This window comes from Thermoleophilum album, from assembly GCF_028867705.1.
Lineage (GTDB): Bacteria > Actinomycetota > Thermoleophilia > Solirubrobacterales > Thermoleophilaceae > Thermoleophilum.
In genome coordinates, this window is sequence record NZ_CP066171.1 from 350,384 (window position 1) to 363,978 (window position 13,595).

The 13,595-nt window shown below is 70.0% G+C and carries 15 protein-coding genes; 11 read left to right on the top strand and 4 right to left on the bottom strand.

What is annotated here, in order from left to right; translation table 11 throughout:
- Positions 1–2 precede the first annotated feature (2 nt).
- Complete coding sequence (locus JDY09_RS01685; protein WP_274717229.1) at positions 3–575, bottom strand: DUF421 domain-containing protein; 573 nt, start codon at positions 573–575, stop codon at positions 3–5.
- Between the two features lie 146 nt (positions 576–721).
- Between JDY09_RS01685 and JDY09_RS01690 the strand changes: the two genes are divergently transcribed.
- The 7 genes from JDY09_RS01690 (at position 722) to JDY09_RS01720 (ending at position 7,422) form a co-directional block, all read left to right on the top strand.
- On the top strand, positions 722–1,552 hold the full coding sequence (locus JDY09_RS01690) for a glucose 1-dehydrogenase (protein ID WP_274717231.1): 831 nt from the start codon (positions 722–724) through the stop codon (positions 1,550–1,552).
- Positions 1,553–1,624: 72 nt separating this feature from the next.
- Positions 1,625–2,575: a zinc-dependent alcohol dehydrogenase family protein gene (locus JDY09_RS01695; RefSeq protein WP_428837454.1), complete on the top strand. Its 951-nt coding sequence runs from the start codon at positions 1,625–1,627 to the stop codon at positions 2,573–2,575.
- A 140-nt stretch (positions 2,576–2,715) separates the two neighbouring features.
- Positions 2,716–3,480, top strand: a complete 765-nt coding sequence (locus JDY09_RS01700; RefSeq protein WP_274717235.1) for an ABC transporter ATP-binding protein — start codon at positions 2,716–2,718, stop codon at positions 3,478–3,480.
- Positions 3,477–4,238 carry an ABC transporter ATP-binding protein gene (locus JDY09_RS01705; protein WP_274717237.1) on the top strand — a complete coding sequence of 254 codons (762 nt, stop codon included), beginning with the start codon at positions 3,477–3,479 and terminating at the stop codon, positions 4,236–4,238. Before JDY09_RS01700 ends, JDY09_RS01705 begins: the two co-directional genes overlap by 4 nt.
- Before the next feature lie 31 nt (positions 4,239–4,269).
- Positions 4,270–5,151, top strand: a complete 882-nt coding sequence (locus tag JDY09_RS01710) for a branched-chain amino acid ABC transporter permease (protein WP_274717239.1) — start codon at positions 4,270–4,272, stop codon at positions 5,149–5,151.
- Positions 5,148–6,206, top strand: a complete 1,059-nt coding sequence (locus JDY09_RS01715; protein WP_274717241.1) for a branched-chain amino acid ABC transporter permease — start codon at positions 5,148–5,150, stop codon at positions 6,204–6,206. The genes JDY09_RS01710 and JDY09_RS01715 overlap by 4 nt, the downstream gene beginning before the upstream one ends.
- 1 nt (position 6,207) lies before the next feature.
- Complete coding sequence (locus JDY09_RS01720; RefSeq protein WP_274717244.1) at positions 6,208–7,422, top strand: ABC transporter substrate-binding protein; 1,215 nt, start codon at positions 6,208–6,210, stop codon at positions 7,420–7,422.
- Between the two features lie 75 nt (positions 7,423–7,497).
- Here JDY09_RS01720 and JDY09_RS01725 read toward each other — a convergent pair whose 3' ends face one another.
- Complete coding sequence (locus tag JDY09_RS01725; RefSeq protein WP_274717245.1) at positions 7,498–8,148, bottom strand: TetR/AcrR family transcriptional regulator; 651 nt, start codon at positions 8,146–8,148, stop codon at positions 7,498–7,500.
- A 141-nt stretch (positions 8,149–8,289) separates the two neighbouring features.
- On the opposite strand from JDY09_RS01725, the gene JDY09_RS01730 reads away from it, so the two are divergent.
- The gene (locus JDY09_RS01730; protein WP_274717247.1) at positions 8,290–9,900 is read left to right on the top strand and encodes a DHA2 family efflux MFS transporter permease subunit; all 1,611 of its coding nucleotides are present in this window, start codon (positions 8,290–8,292) and stop codon (positions 9,898–9,900) included.
- Positions 9,901–10,089: 189 nt separating this feature from the next.
- Here the strand turns inward: JDY09_RS01730 and JDY09_RS01735 are convergent, their stop codons facing one another.
- Positions 10,090–10,707, bottom strand: coding sequence for a ferritin-like domain-containing protein (locus JDY09_RS01735; protein ID WP_274717249.1), 618 nt, complete (start codon positions 10,705–10,707; stop codon positions 10,090–10,092).
- 32 nt (positions 10,708–10,739) lie between these two features.
- Entirely contained in the window at positions 10,740–11,432 is a 693-nt protein-coding gene (locus JDY09_RS01740; protein ID WP_274717251.1) for a ferritin-like domain-containing protein, read from the bottom strand.
- Positions 11,433–11,645: 213 nt separating this feature from the next.
- Between JDY09_RS01740 and JDY09_RS01745 the strand changes: the two genes are divergently transcribed.
- The 3 genes from JDY09_RS01745 to JDY09_RS01755 all read left to right on the top strand — a co-directional run bounded on the left by JDY09_RS01745 (position 11,646) and on the right by JDY09_RS01755 (position 13,582).
- Complete coding sequence (locus tag JDY09_RS01745) at positions 11,646–11,885, top strand: Sec-independent protein translocase subunit TatA/TatB (protein WP_274717253.1); 240 nt, start codon at positions 11,646–11,648, stop codon at positions 11,883–11,885.
- Between the two features lie 90 nt (positions 11,886–11,975).
- Positions 11,976–12,962: a twin-arginine translocase subunit TatC gene (gene tatC, locus JDY09_RS01750; protein ID WP_274717255.1), complete on the top strand. Its 987-nt coding sequence runs from the start codon at positions 11,976–11,978 to the stop codon at positions 12,960–12,962.
- The gene (locus JDY09_RS01755) at positions 12,962–13,582 is read left to right on the top strand and encodes an RNA polymerase sigma factor (RefSeq protein ID WP_274717257.1); all 621 of its coding nucleotides are present in this window, start codon (positions 12,962–12,964) and stop codon (positions 13,580–13,582) included. The genes tatC and JDY09_RS01755 overlap by 1 nt, the downstream gene beginning before the upstream one ends.
- Positions 13,583–13,595 lie beyond the last annotated feature (13 nt).

The following is a 13,595-nucleotide window of genomic DNA, read 5'->3' on the forward strand; positions in this document are numbered from 1 at the left end:
TTTTACTCCTTTCGCTGGCGGTCGCGTGTTGGTGTGCGGCCGCGCGACTCACGACGGCGATGGCGGCGCCGCCAATGCTCGGCAGCGCGTGGGCCCATCACCGAGATGTGGCCGTTCGGCTCGAGCACCATCAGGCTTACATCCTCGAGCCGCTCGAAGCCGCTTTCGCGCGCGATCGAGCGCAACTCGTCCTCGGTGATCGCCTCGCGCCGACACGCCTCGACGAGGATCTTCCCGTACTCCACCAGCACGCGCGGTGTTCCCTCGAGCAGACGGCGCGCACGCGGGCTGCGGTAGAGGAGGCGCGCGAAGGCGTAGTTCGCGGCGAACAGCGTGCCCGCTGCGACGAGGCCGCCATGCAGCGAGGTGTCGCTGCCGATGATCGAGCTCTGAAGCGCCTCGGAGACGATCAACAGCACCGCGAGGTCGAGCACGCTCGCTTGTGCGAGCTCGCGTTTGCCGCCGAGACGGAGCGCGAGCACCAGGAACGCGAAGACCGCGAGCGGGCGCGTGACGTGGGTTACGAGCCACAGGACCGGGTCCGCAGCTGCTGGCTGCACACCGAGCGCTGGCATGCCAGACGCTTCGTCGGTGCGGTCACTCCTCCTGCCGCGCCGACCGTGGCACGAGGGCGTTGCGCAACTGTCACACCACCCCTCATATCCGCGCTTGAGAACCACGCGAGACCGGCGCGCCGGACCACGACGGTTGGGCTCCTGTTATGGCAGAAGAGGCTCACCCGTTGCCACGCACCGATCGTGGTGTTGCGCGTCGGCCCCGCTTGCTCTGCCAGCGGCGGGTGCTCGTCACCGGCGCAGCATCGGGCATTGGCCGGGCAATCGCAGAGCGTTCGGCCCGCGAGGGCGCCGCGGTGGTCGTCAATCACCTGCCCAAAGAGCGGGCGGCAGCCGACGAGGTTCTTGCCAGCCTGCGGGACGCAGGTGCCCGCGCCGCCGCGATCCCGGCTGACGTAGCAGATGAGAGCGCGGTCGTCGCGATGTTCGACGAGGCCGAGCGGACGCTAGACGGCACCGTTGACGTGCTCGTCAACAACGCCGGGGTCGAGAGCCAGCATCCGCTGGTTCAGCTGTCGGTTGAAGAGTGGCGACGGGTTATCGACATCAATCTCACGGGGGCCTTCTCGTGTGCGCGCGAAGCTGCGCGCCGGCTTGTCGCGAGCGGTAGGGAAGGGGTCATTGTCAACGTCACAAGCGTCCATGAGCGCATACCCTCGCCCGGGTATGCGCACTACTGCGCGAGCCAAGCCGGGCTCGCGCTGTTCTCGCAGACGATCGCGCGCGAGCTCGCGCCGCACGGTATCCGGGTTGTCCAAGTCGCCTCAGGCGCTGTCGCCACACCCATCAACCGCAATGTGCTCGACGACCCGGCGGCGACGCGGGCCCTCGAGCGCGAAATCCCGCTGGGCAGGATCGCCGAGCCGCATGAGATCGCTGCCGCCGTGGTTTGGCTCGCCAGCGCCGAAGCCGGCTACGTCACCGGTGCGACGCTGTTCGTCGACGGTGGCATGACGCTGTATCCGCGCTTCCGTTAGTAGCGCGAGAGCGCAGGTCCACTGGGGGCGCGGGTCGCGCGCCTAGCATTCCCTGGCATGGCAGGAACGAGGATGCGCGCGGTAGTGCTCGAGCGCTTCGGGCCGCCCGAGGTGCTCGCACTCGCCGAGGTCGAGCGTCCCCGCCCCCGCTGCGGCGAGGTGCTGGTGCGGGTTGAGGCCGCCGCCGCTAACCCCGTCGACGCCAAGATCCGCGCTGCCGGCAGCTGGGCGGGTATTCCACTCCCGGCTGTGCTCGGCTACGACGCGAGCGGCGTCGTCGAGGAGGTCGGTGATGGCGTAACCAGCCTCAAGCCCGGCGACGAGGTTTGGTTGACGCCCGAGATCTTCGGCAACCGTCACGGCACCTACGCCGAGTACGTCGTCGCCAGCGAGCGCATCGTCGCTCCCAAACCGGTGAACCTCGACCACGTCGAGGCGGCGGCGGTGCCGCTCGCCGGTGGCACGGCGTGGGAGGCCTTGGTGCGCCGCCTGCGCCTGCGCGCCGGCGAGACGGTGCTGATCCACGGCGGCGCCGGCGGTGTTGGCTCGTTCGCCGTTCAGTTCGCCAAAGCGCTCGGTGCGCGCGTGCTCGCCACCGCCAGCGCCCGCAACCTCGAGACGCTGCGCGAGCTCGGCGCTGACGTCGCCCTCGACTACACGCGCGATGACGTCTACGAAGCGGCCCGCTCTGAGAACGGCGGTGCCGGCGTCGACGCCGTTCTTGATCTCGTCGGCGGCGAGATCGTTGCGCGCAGCGCCGAAGCGACGCGACCCTTCGGTCGCCTGGCGACGATCCTCGGACCCACCGGCGACCTCACCGCCCTCTACACGCGCAACCAAACGCTCTTCGGCGTTTTCCTGACGCGCGAGCGCGAGCGTCTCGACGAGATGCGCCCGCTTTTCGAGCGCGGCCAGGTGCGTCCGCTCGTAGACGAGGTGCGCTCGCTCGACGAGATCGTCGAAGTGCACCGCCGCCTCGACAGCGGCCACGGGCGCGGCAAGGTCGTGCTGCGCCCCAGCTGAGACACAACGACAAACTGCAACCCCGGTCCGCCGACCGCGTTAGGATCGCCACGAAGCCCCCTGACAGGTAGCCGGTAGCGCAGCGTCGAGCGCGCGACGCCGTCACCGGCAGGCGGCGCTTCGGGGAGGAGAGAGAAGCGGTGTCGTTGCTCGAGATCAGCGGCCTCGGCGTGCGTTTCGGCGGCGTGGTGGCGCTCGACGGCGTCGACCTCGCGCTCGCGGAGGGCGAGGTACACGGTCTCATCGGGCCGAACGGCGCCGGTAAGACCACGCTGTTCAACTGCATCTCACGCTTCTGTCGCCCGGCGGCGGGAGCGATCGTCTTCTCCGGCCGCGACCTGCTCTCCCTGCGCGCCCACGCCGTCGCCGCGGCGGGCATCGCCCGCACCTTCCAGAACCTCGCGCTGCTGCCGCGTCTCACCGTGCGCGAGAACGTGATGCTCGGCGGCCACGTCACTGCGCGACCGCGCTTCCTAGCCGCACTGCTCGCTGCGCCGGGCGAGCGTGCGCGCGAGCGCGACCTGCGCCGCGAGGCGGACGCCACCCTCGATCGCCTCGGCCTCGCGGCGATCGCCGACCGGCCTGTCGCCGGGCTGCCGCTCGGCACGCTCAAGCGCATCGAGCTCGCCCGCGCGCTCTGCGCACGGCCGCGCTTGCTGCTGCTCGACGAGCCCGCCAACGGCCTCACCCACGAGGAGGTGGAGGAGCTCGCCGAACTGCTCCTCGAGCTGCGGCGCGAGCGCGCGTTGACGATCCTGCTCGTCGAGCACCACCTCGGTCTCGTCTCACGCGTCTGCGAGCGCGTGTCTGTCCTCGACTTCGGCCGCAAGATCGCCGACGGACCGCCCGAACAGGTGAAAAGTGACCCGGCGGTCGTCGCCGCCTATCTGGGAGCTGCCGCGTGACGACCGTCGCTCCCAGCGGCCAGGCTTCGGCCACCGGCGCGGGCGGTCAGCCGCTCTTGGCGGTGCGCGGGCTGGTCGCGGGCTACGGTCCGGTGACGGTGCTGCGCGGCGTCGACCTCGACGTCGGCGAAGGCGAGGTCGTCGCCGTGCTCGGGCCGAACGGCGCCGGTAAGACCACGCTTTTGCGCGCGCTGAGCGGCGGTTGCCGCGCCAGCGGCTGGGCGACCTTCGCCGGTCGCGACCTGCTCGGGCTTGCGCCCGACCGCGTCGCGCGACTCGGCATCGCCCACGTCCCCGAAGGGCGCGGCACCTTCGCCGAGCTCTCGGTGCGCGACAACCTACGCATCGGCGCTTGGCGCCGGCGCGACCGCCAGCAAGTGGTGCGCGATATCGACGAGCTCCTCGACCGTTTCCCGCGCCTGCGCGAACGGCTCGACCAGCCGGCCGGATCGCTCAGCGGCGGCGAACAGCAGATGCTCGCGATCGCGCGCGGCCTGGTATCGGCGCCGCGGCTTCTGCTGCTCGACGAGCCGTCGCTGGGGCTCTCGCCCCGGCTCACCGCCGAGCTGTTCCAGCTGCTCGGCGAGCTCGTGCGGGGGCGTGGCGTCACCGCGCTGGTCGTCGAGCAGAACGCGCGCCTCGCGCTCGAGCTCGCCGACCGCGGCTACGTGCTTGAAGCCGGGCGCGTGGCGCTTGCGGGCAGCGCCGACGAGCTCGCCCGCGACGAGCGCGTGCGCAAGGCGTATCTCGGCGTCTGAGGAGGAGCGACCAGAGCGAGGAGAGAGCAAGGTGGAACGGCTCGCACAAACGATCGTCGACGGAATCGCCGACGGCTCTCTGTACGCGGCGCTCGCCCTCGCCCTCGTCCTGATCTTCCGCACGACCGGCGTCGTCAACTTCGCGCAGGGCGAGATGGCCATGGTCTCGACCTTCGTCGCCTGGTCTCTACTCGAGGCCGGATTGCCGTTGGGCGCGGCGATCGCCGTGGCGCTCGCGTTCGCCTTCGTCTTGGGTATGGCGGTCGAACGGATCGTGATCAGGCCCGTCGAGGGGCGGGGACCGCTCACCCTCGCGATCGTCACGCTCGGCCTTTACATCCTCCTCAACAGCGCCGCCGGCTGGATCTGGGGGTTCAACAACCGCGGTTTTCCGAGCGTCTTCCCGAGCGATTCGCTCAGCGTCGGCGGCGTCGACATCGCCGTCGAATCGCTCGGGATCGTGGTCGTGCTGTTGGTGGTCGTTGCGGCCCTCTTCCTGCTGCTCGAGCGCACGCGCATCGGGCTCGCCCTGCGCGCCGTATCCACCAACCCCGAGTCGGCACGGCTTTGCGGGATCTCGGTCGGCCGCACGCTGATGGTGGGGTGGGGACTCGCGTCCGTGCTCGGGGCGCTGGCTGGCGTGCTGATCGCACCGCGCATCTTCCTCGACCCGAACCTGATGGGCGGAGTCCTCATCTACGCCTTCGCCGCCGCCACGCTCGGCGGTTTCGACAGCCCCGTCGGTGCCGTGATCGGCGGTTGGGCGATCGGTCTCAGCGAAGCGCTCGCCTCGACCTACGTCGACTTCATCGGGTCGGATCTCGAGATCCTGGTACCGCTCACGGTGATCCTGGTGGTGTTGCTCGTCCGCCCGGCCGGTCTGTTCGGGCGTCGCGAGGTCGTGCGGGCATGAGCGCCCGCGCCGCCACCGCCAGCGTCTCGCCGCCCAAGCGGCGTGCACGCCGCCGCCCAAGCGCCCGTGCGCTCGCCTGGGCTGCGTGCCTTTGCGCGTTCGCGGCCGTGCCTTTCCTCTTCGACCCCTACCGCGTCGGGCAGTTCACGCTCGTCGTGATCTACGCGGTCGCACTGCTCGGTTTGAACTTGCTGCTCGGCTACGGCGGCCAGATCTCGCTGGGACACGGCGCCTTTTTCGCCATCGGCGCCTACGCCGCGGCGATCACCATCGACCGCACTGGGCTTCCCGCGCTGGCAGCGCTGCCCTTGGCGGCGCTTGCGAGCGGGCTCGCTGGCGCCCTCGTCGGCCTGCCGGCGTTGCGCATCCGCGGCATCTACCTGGCGCTCGTGACGCTGTCGGTGGCGCTCGTCGTGCCTCAGCTCGTCAAGCGATTCGACGAGCTCACGGGCGGGGCGCAGGGCATGCAGGTCGCGCAGCCGGCGGCTCCCGCCTGGCTCGGGCTCGAAGATGACCAGTTCCTGCACTTGCTTTGTCTGGCCGTCGCCCTGCCGCTGTTCGCGCTCGCCGCCAACCTCGTGCGCGGCGGCGTCGGCCGGGCGCTCCTCGCCGTGCGCGAGAACGAGCTCGCGGCGGTCGCCATGGGAGTCGACCTCGCTCGCTACAAGACCGCGGCGTTCGCGCTCGGCGCCGCCTACGCCGGTGTCGGCGGGGCGCTGTTCACGTTCGTCAACGGGTTCGTCGCGCCCGAGTCGTTCACGCTCGCGCTGTCGTTCGGGTTCCTCGCCGCCGTCGTCGTCGGCGGTTTGGGAACGATCGCCGGCGCTGTGTTCGGCGCGCTTTTCCTCGAGTTCGTGCCCGTGTATGCGTCGGACGTCAACGAGGCACTCGGCGGCGTCATCTACGGCGCTGTGCTGATCGCCTGCATGTACGTGCTGCCCGACGGGATCGCAGGTCTTGGACGACGGATCGGAAGCCGTCTGCACGGCCGGCGTGCCACGGCTGGCAGCGACGCGGCCGCGCCCCAGGTGCAAACCAAACGAGAGGAGGAGTGAGGTGAAACGACCGAGACACTTCCTCTACGCGCTCGTCGTGGCGCTCGTCGTCGCTCTGACGGCGGCCGCCTGCGGGCGCGAGGAGGAGACGTCGCCGGGCATCTCGGACAACGAGATCAAGATCGGCGGCAGCTACCCGTTCAGCGGACCGGCCTCGGCCTATCGCACGATCGCCGACGGCGTCCGCGCCTACTTCGCGAAGGTCAACGCCGAAGGCGGTGTCGACGGGCGCCGGATCCGCTTCATCACCTACGACGACGCCTACGAGCCGCAGCGGGCGCTGCAGAACGCGCGGCGGCTGATCGAGCGCGACCGCGTGTTCGCGCTCTTCAACACGCTCGGCACCGCCAACAACGTCGCGATCTGGGACTACACAAACCGCGAGAAGGTGCCACAGCTGTTCGTCGCCACCGGGGCCTCGATCTTCGGGGCCGATCCCGACAAGCACCCCTACACGATGGGCTGGCAGCCCGACTACGTGACCGAGTCGCAGGCGTACGCCGAGTACCTGAAGCGCACCAAGCCGCGGGCGCGGGTCGCCGTTCTCTACCAGAACGACGAGTTCGGTAAGAACCTGCTCGGCGGTTTCGAGCGGGCGATCCGCGGCTCCGGCATCCGCATCGTGGCGCGTGAAAGCTACGAGGTCACCGACCCGTCGATCGCCACGCAGATGCGGCGGTTGGCGACGTCGGGTGCCGACACCTTACTCGACATCACGACGCCACGCTTCTCGGCCCAGGCGATCGTCGGGGTGGCGCGGTCGGGTTGGCGGCCGCTCCACATTCTCAACAGCGTCGGTGCCTCGAAGCGGCTGGTCTTCCAGCCCGTCGGCTTGAAGCCGGCGACGGGCATCGTCTCGGCCGCCTATTTCAAGGATCCCGAGGATCCGCAGTGGGCGAACGACGCGGCGATGCGTGAGTACAAGGCAGCGATGAGGCGCTACGCCCCGCGCACCGACCCGAACGACACGTTCGCCACCTATGGCTGGGCGGTGGCGCAGACGCTCGTCGAGACACTGAAGAAGATGGAGGACCCGAACCGCGACTCGCTGATGGACGCGGCGCGGAGCCTCGATCTCGAGATCCCGATCCTGCTGCCGGGAGTTCGCGTCAAGACCAGCGAAAGCGACTACTACCCGATCGAGACCGTCCAGCTGATGCGTTTCGACGGCCAGCGCTGGCGGTTGCTCGATCTGCGCTACACGGCGCGGCGCTAGCTGCTCGATCCACGCCTGTGGGGGCGAGCGCTCGGGGCCGGCGCGGGACGCGTCGGCCCCGAGCCGCGCCCGCGGCTAGCGCGAGTGCCAGCGGGCCATGGCCCGTTCGAAGCGCTCATCGCTAAGCGCGGGATGGGGCAGCGGCCGATCCTCGCCTTCGGTCGCGCGGGGGCGTAGGCCGCGTAAGAGCAGCGGCACGTAGCGCCGCCACAGCTCAGGATCTTCGTCGCCGGCGAAGTCGGCGACCGCGCCGAGCATCAGGTGCAGCATCACGAGATCGCTCGGCTCGACATCGCCGCGCAGCACGCCGGCACGCTGCGCGCGCGTGACGATCGCGCGCACGAGCGGCGCGAGCCGCTCGCGCGCCGCTGCGATCCGTTCGCCACCGCGGCTCGTGCAGAGCAGAACCTCTTTCAGCGCGCGGTCGCGCGCCTGCATCTCGAACCCTTCGACCACGAACGTGACGATGCCGTGCCACGGGTCGTCCTCGGCCAGTGCCTTCTCGGCCAGCGCGACCATCTCGGCGATCCGCTTGTCGAGGATCGCGTCGATCAGCTGTTCCTTGCCGCCGAAGTGGCGGTAGACCGTTCCCACCCCGACCTTCGCGCGGCGCGCGATCTCTTCCACCGGCACGTCGAGGCCGTGGTCGGCGAAAGCCTCGGCGGCGGCCTCGATCAGCGCCTCGCGGTTGCGGGCGGCGTCGGCACGGAGCGTGAGCTTGGTCACGCTACGAAGGTTACAAACCGGAATTAGCGATTCCAATCGGAACTAGTGCTTCCGGTTTTGCTAACCTCCGCCCCGTCCCTGCAGCTCCTTCTCCCTCACCCCCAGCAGTTGGTCACTGGCGCAGTGCAAAAGGAGGTCAAGTTGAGCGAGCTTTCCGTGAACGGGCGCGGCGAGGCGCCCGTAGCGGGCGCCAGCAGCGCGCAAGCGAGCGGCCAGCACGCAGACGGCTGGCACGACACGCCCGACCACGTCGACCGCCGCTTGCTGGCGCTTGCCTCGGTGGTCGTGGTGGGCGCGTTCATGTCGATCCTCGACACGACGATCGTCAACGTTGCGATCCGCACACTCGCCGAGGAGTTCTCGTCGCCGCTGACGACGATCCAGTGGGTCGCCACCGCCTACACGCTCGCGCTCGCGACGGTGATCCCGATCAGCGGATGGGCGTCCGAGCGCTTCGGCACCAAGCGCCTCTACATCGGTTCGATCGTCCTCTTCGCCCTCGGCTCGGCACTGTGCGGACTTGCCTGGTCGGACACGTCGCTGATCGTCTTCCGCGTGCTGCAGGGGCTCGGGGGCGGACTGATCATGCCGGTGGGTATGACGATCCTCACGCGCGCTGCCGGTCCGCACCGGCTCGGGCGCGTTATGAGCATCGTCGGCGTGCCGATGCTGATCGCCCCGATCGTCGGGCCGATCCTCGGTGGCTGGCTCGTCGACCACGCCTCCTGGCACTGGATCTTCCTCATCAACGTGCCCGTGGGCATCGTCGGTGTGGCGATGGCGCTGGCGATCCTGCCCGCCGATCGGCCGCAACCGCTGCACCGCCTCGACGTGCCTGGCCTCGTCGTGCTCTCGCCGGGGCTCGCACTCGTCATCTACGGTCTCGCCGAGTCTGGCAGCCAGGGCGGCTTCGGCCACGCCAAGGTGCTCGTGCCGCTCGCGATCGGGCTCGTGCTGCTCGCCTACTTCGTACGCCACGGTCTGCGTGCGAGCGAGCCGCTCGTCGACCTGCGCCTCTACAAGAACCGCACCTTCAGTGCTGCGACGGCAACGCTGTTCGCGTTCGTGGTGGCGGTGTTTGGCGGTTTCTTCCTGGTGCCGCTCTACCTGCAGGCCGTTCGTGGTGAGGACGCCTTCCACACCGGTCTGCTTCTGATCCCCCAGGGTGTGGGGGCGATGCTGACGATGCCGCTCGCCGGCCAGCTCGCCGACCGGATCGCGACGCGCAAGCTCGTGTTTGCGGGCACCCCGTTGGTCTTCGCGGCGTTCGCGATCTTCACCCAGCTCGAGGCCGACACCCCCTACGCGCTCGTCTGCGGGGCGCTGTTCGTGATGGGGCTTGGGATGGGACTGTCGATGATGCCGCTCTTCACCGGAGCCATGCAGACGCTGCAGAAGCGCTCGGTGGCACGGGCGAGCACCCAGCTCAATATCACCCAGCAGGTAGCGGCGTCGTTCGGGACTGCGCTCTTGTCGGTGGCGCTCGCCAACGCCATGCGCGACCGGCTCGGCCCGGCCGCTGCGGGCGGTCGGCTCGGTGGCGAGGGTGGCGCCCAGATCCCGCCGGAGATGCGCGAGCGCGTGGCCGGACTGCTCGCCGACGCCTTCGGCTCGGCGTTCAGCTGGTCGCTGGCGCTGGTGGTCGTCGCTTTCCTCGTCGCCTGGTTGCTGCCGCGGCGGCGCCAGGTGCCCGCAGCTGCCGCTGTGGGCGACGAGACTGAGCCGGAACCGGTGATGGTGTTCGGCGCTTGAGAGCGGACCGCGCCGGGTCGAGCGAAAGAAAGCCGAGCGTGCCGCCTCGGCGGTGCGCCCGTGGGGGGCCGAAAAGGCGGCTGCCCGCCGCGCTAGCGCGGCGGGCAGCCTGCCCCTTTTATGTGCGGCGCGCGACCTGCCCCCTGCCGTTCGCGCCGTTTGCGAGCGCCCTGCCCGTCCTTGCAGCTGTCAGCTGCGGATGAACGGTTTTGCTTGGTCGAGCGCTTGCTGCTTGGTCAACGTCTTGTCGAAAGCACCGTTCGGTGTCGGGTTCTGGTCGCGCAGCGCCCGGATCGCGGCCGCGTGACGCGCCTCGACCTGGACGATGCCTCCGGCGGCGGTGAGAACCTCGCGCGACCGGATCGACGGTGCGGCGCCGTTGTAGGCGCCGACGCCGACCTCCTCGAGCGCCTGCGCCAGCTCGAGGAAGCTCGCCTGGTCGCGCATCGGGAACTGGAAGCGCGGCTTGCGAGCCGGCCGACCGCCGAGCTGGCGGATCGTGCGCGTGAGCGCGTCGACGTGGGCCGACTCGGCGTCGCCGAACTGGCGAGCGTAGGTGAGCGCTTCCCCGCTCAACCCGAGCTGTTGGGCGCGGCGGTAGAAGTCCGCTTCCAAATACTCGAGCGTGAGCGCGAAGTTGAGGATCTCGACGTCCCCGCTCTGCGCCAGCGCACGGCTCACGAACGGCCCGGCCACCGCAGTGCCGTAGGCGGCCGCGGCGGCGAGGGTGCCCTTCAAGAGCAGCGAGGCGCGGGTCATGCCGCCGACCTCGACGGCTGCGACGGCGCGCGCGTTTACCTGTTCCATTTCGTCTCTCCTCCGGTGGTGGCCGATGGCGCTCAGCTGACGATGAACTGCTCGACTTGGCGCAGCACTTGAGCGCGGCTCGCCGGCTTGGCGAACGGCCCGTCGGGCGACACGTTCTGTCCGACCAGGCGGTTCAGCACCGCCGCGTGCCGCGCCTCAACGCTGTGAATCGACAGCGCCGCGGCGAGCACTTCCTTGCTCTTGATGCGAGCCGCCTGACCGAGGTAGGCGTTAGCGCCAAGGTTCTCGACCGTCGCCGCCAGCCGCGCCACCTGGTTCGCGTTGTCGAGAGGGAAGCGCGTGCGCGGCGCTGCTACCGGCGTGCCGCCGAGCTTGCGGATCGTCTGCCGCAGGGCGTCGACGTGCTGTGCCTCCTCGTCGCCGAAGCGCTTCAGCAAGTCGGCGGTCTTGCCCGAGAACAAGCCTGCCTCGTTGACCTTGCGGTAGAAGTCAGTCTCGAGGTATTCGAGCGTCAGCGCGTAGTTGAGGATGTCGAGATCGCCGCGCGACGCCTTCCCCCCGCTGCCGCTCGTAGCGGTCCCGCTCTCGCTCTCGTTGTCGCCCCCACAGGCGGCGAGAAGCACGGTCAGTGCCGCCGCAGTGCCCGGCCCGGCCATGCGCATGAAGCGCTTGCGCGAAAGCGGGTCGCGCGCGAGCTCCGCGAGCGCGCTCTCGCCGGCCGGAGCTTCTCGCCCGCTGCGCGCCGGTAGTTGTCGATCGCTCACCTGCTACCTCCTCGGGATCGCTTCTGTGCCTGGTCTCGGTTACGCGGGCGCTGCCCGCGCGGATCAATCGCGCGAACGGGCCGCGGGCGTGCCAAGCTGTGATCCGACGGCGCGAGATGCGCGCACTTACGTCAGGTGGACGCGGACAGAGCGCGTCCGCGACCTGCGAACACAAAGATTCAGGGGGTTCTCGGTATGCCCAACATCGGGCCGATGGAACTGATCGTGGTGCTGATCATCGCGCTGCTCGTGTTGGGGCCGCGCAAGCTGCCCGAGGTCGGCCGCTCGCTCGGACGCGGTATCCGCGAGTTCCGGCACTCACTGCGCTCCGACACCCATGAAGGAGAGGCGGTCGAGTTGCGCGAGGAGCTGAGCGCTGCCGAACAGCTCGGCAGCCGCACGAGCGAGCGGCGTTCGCACGCGGCTACGCGCCCGCAAGGGGGCGGAGCCTGATCGCCACGAACACGATGGGCGGTGCCTGACACCCCCACAGGCAGCGAACACCCCGGCAACCGCTAGCGACCGCGCCGCGCCCAGGCGCCCTTGGCACGCATCCTCAAACCGGTCGAGCACGACGAGGAGCTCACGATCGTCGAGCACCTCGACGAGCTGCGCTCGCGGCTGATCGTCTGTCTCGTCGTCTTGGTCGCTGCCTTCGCCGTTTGCTTGTGGCAGAGTCGGCCGCTGCTCGGGGTGCTCAACGCGCCGCTCGAGCGCGCCGCCGACAAGGCGGAGCGAGCACCGACGTCGCTCAGCGGTCGCGAGCGCGAGCTGCGCAAGGCGCTGCGCGACGCGCTCGCTGCGCAGACGCGGGCGCTCGAACAGCTCGCCGAAGGGCGCGCTCTGTCGCAGCGCGAACGGCGCGCGCTCGCCGCGGCGGTGGCTGCGACGCGAAGCTCCGTCCGCCAGCTCGCGCGTTCGAGCGACGACACGCGGCCGGTCACGCTCAGCCTCGGCGAGCCCTTCACGCAGACGGTGCTCGTCGCGTTCCAGTTCGCGTTGTTGTTCGCGCTGCCGGTGATCCTTCACCAGGCGTGGGCGTTCGTGGCGCCGGCGTTCGCACCGCACGAACGACGGACCGCGCGCGCCCTGGTCATCGGCGCGCCGGCGCTGTTCGCGGCCGGCGTGGCGTTCGCCTACTTCGTCGTGCTGCCGACGGCGGTGGCGTTCTTGCAGCAGTTCAACGCCGGTGCCTTCGACGCTCTCGTGCAGGCCCGCAGCTACTACCACTTCGTGCTCATCACTGCGCTCGCCACCGGTCTGCTCTTCCAGCTCCCGTTGGCGATGGTCGGTCTCGTGCAGCTGGGGGTGGTGAGCTCCGACCAGTTGCGGCGCAACCGGCGGATAGCGATCGTCGTGCTCGCAGTCGTCGCTGCCCTGCTGCCCGGCACCGATCCGATCACGACGCTTATCGAGCTCGTCCCGATGGTGCTGCTCTTCGAGCTCGGTCTGCTCCTCGCGCGGGTTGTCGAGCGGCGCCGTGCGCGCGCCAGCGCGCTCGCCGATGCCGGCGCTGGAGGTGCCGCCTGATGCGGCTCTTCGGGGGGCGCACGAGCCGCTGGCAGCGACTCGCCGACGAGGAGCTGATCGAGGCGGCGGCGCGCGGCGTCGCCGAGGCGTTCGAGGTGATCTACGACCGCCACGCACAAGCCGCCTACTCGCTCGCCTACCGCATCGCCGGCAGCGTGCAAGTCGCCGAGGACATCGTCCAGGAGGCGATGCTCGCCGCTTGGCGGGGTGCGTCGGCCTACGACGCGCGCCGCGGCACGGTGCGCGCCTGGCTTTTGCGGATCGTCCACAACCGCGCGATCGATCTCTTGCGCCGCCGCGCCGTGCAGGAGCGGCTGCAGTCTGGCGAGGCGCTCGATCCCGAGGCGGGGGCGGGGCGCGACCCCGAGCGCGCGAGCAGCGAAGAGCAACAGGATCCGATGGTCGAAGCACTGCGCCGCGAGCGAGCGCGGGCCGTTGCGCGTGCCCTCGAGGCGCTACCCGAGGAACAGCGACGGGTGGTAGAGCTCGCCTACTACGGCGGTTTCACGCACACCGAAATCGCCGAGATCCTCGGCACACCGGTGGGCACGGTGAAAGGCAGGATGCGCCTCGCACTCGAGAAACTGCGCGGGCTCGAGCCGGTTCTGGAGCAGAGGTGAGGGCAACAGCGCG

Bases quoted from the DNA above. Each gene is read 5' to 3' on its own strand.
- JDY09_RS01685 (WP_274717229.1), bottom strand. From the start codon at position 575: ATGCCAGCGCTCGGTGTGCAGCCAGCAGCTGCGGACCCGGTCCTGTGG.
- JDY09_RS01690 (WP_274717231.1), top strand. From the start codon at position 722: ATGGCAGAAGAGGCTCACCCGTTGCCACGCACCGATCGTGGTGTTGCG.
- JDY09_RS01695 (WP_428837454.1), top strand. From the start codon at position 1,625: ATGCGCGCGGTAGTGCTCGAGCGCTTCGGGCCGCCCGAGGTGCTCGCA.
- JDY09_RS01715 (WP_274717241.1), top strand. From the start codon at position 5,148: ATGAGCGCCCGCGCCGCCACCGCCAGCGTCTCGCCGCCCAAGCGGCGT.
- JDY09_RS01735 (WP_274717249.1), bottom strand. From the start codon at position 10,707: ATGGAACAGGTAAACGCGCGCGCCGTCGCAGCCGTCGAGGTCGGCGGC.
- JDY09_RS01745 (WP_274717253.1), top strand. From the start codon at position 11,646: ATGGAACTGATCGTGGTGCTGATCATCGCGCTGCTCGTGTTGGGGCCG.
- JDY09_RS01755 (WP_274717257.1), top strand. From the start codon at position 12,962: ATGCGGCTCTTCGGGGGGCGCACGAGCCGCTGGCAGCGACTCGCCGAC.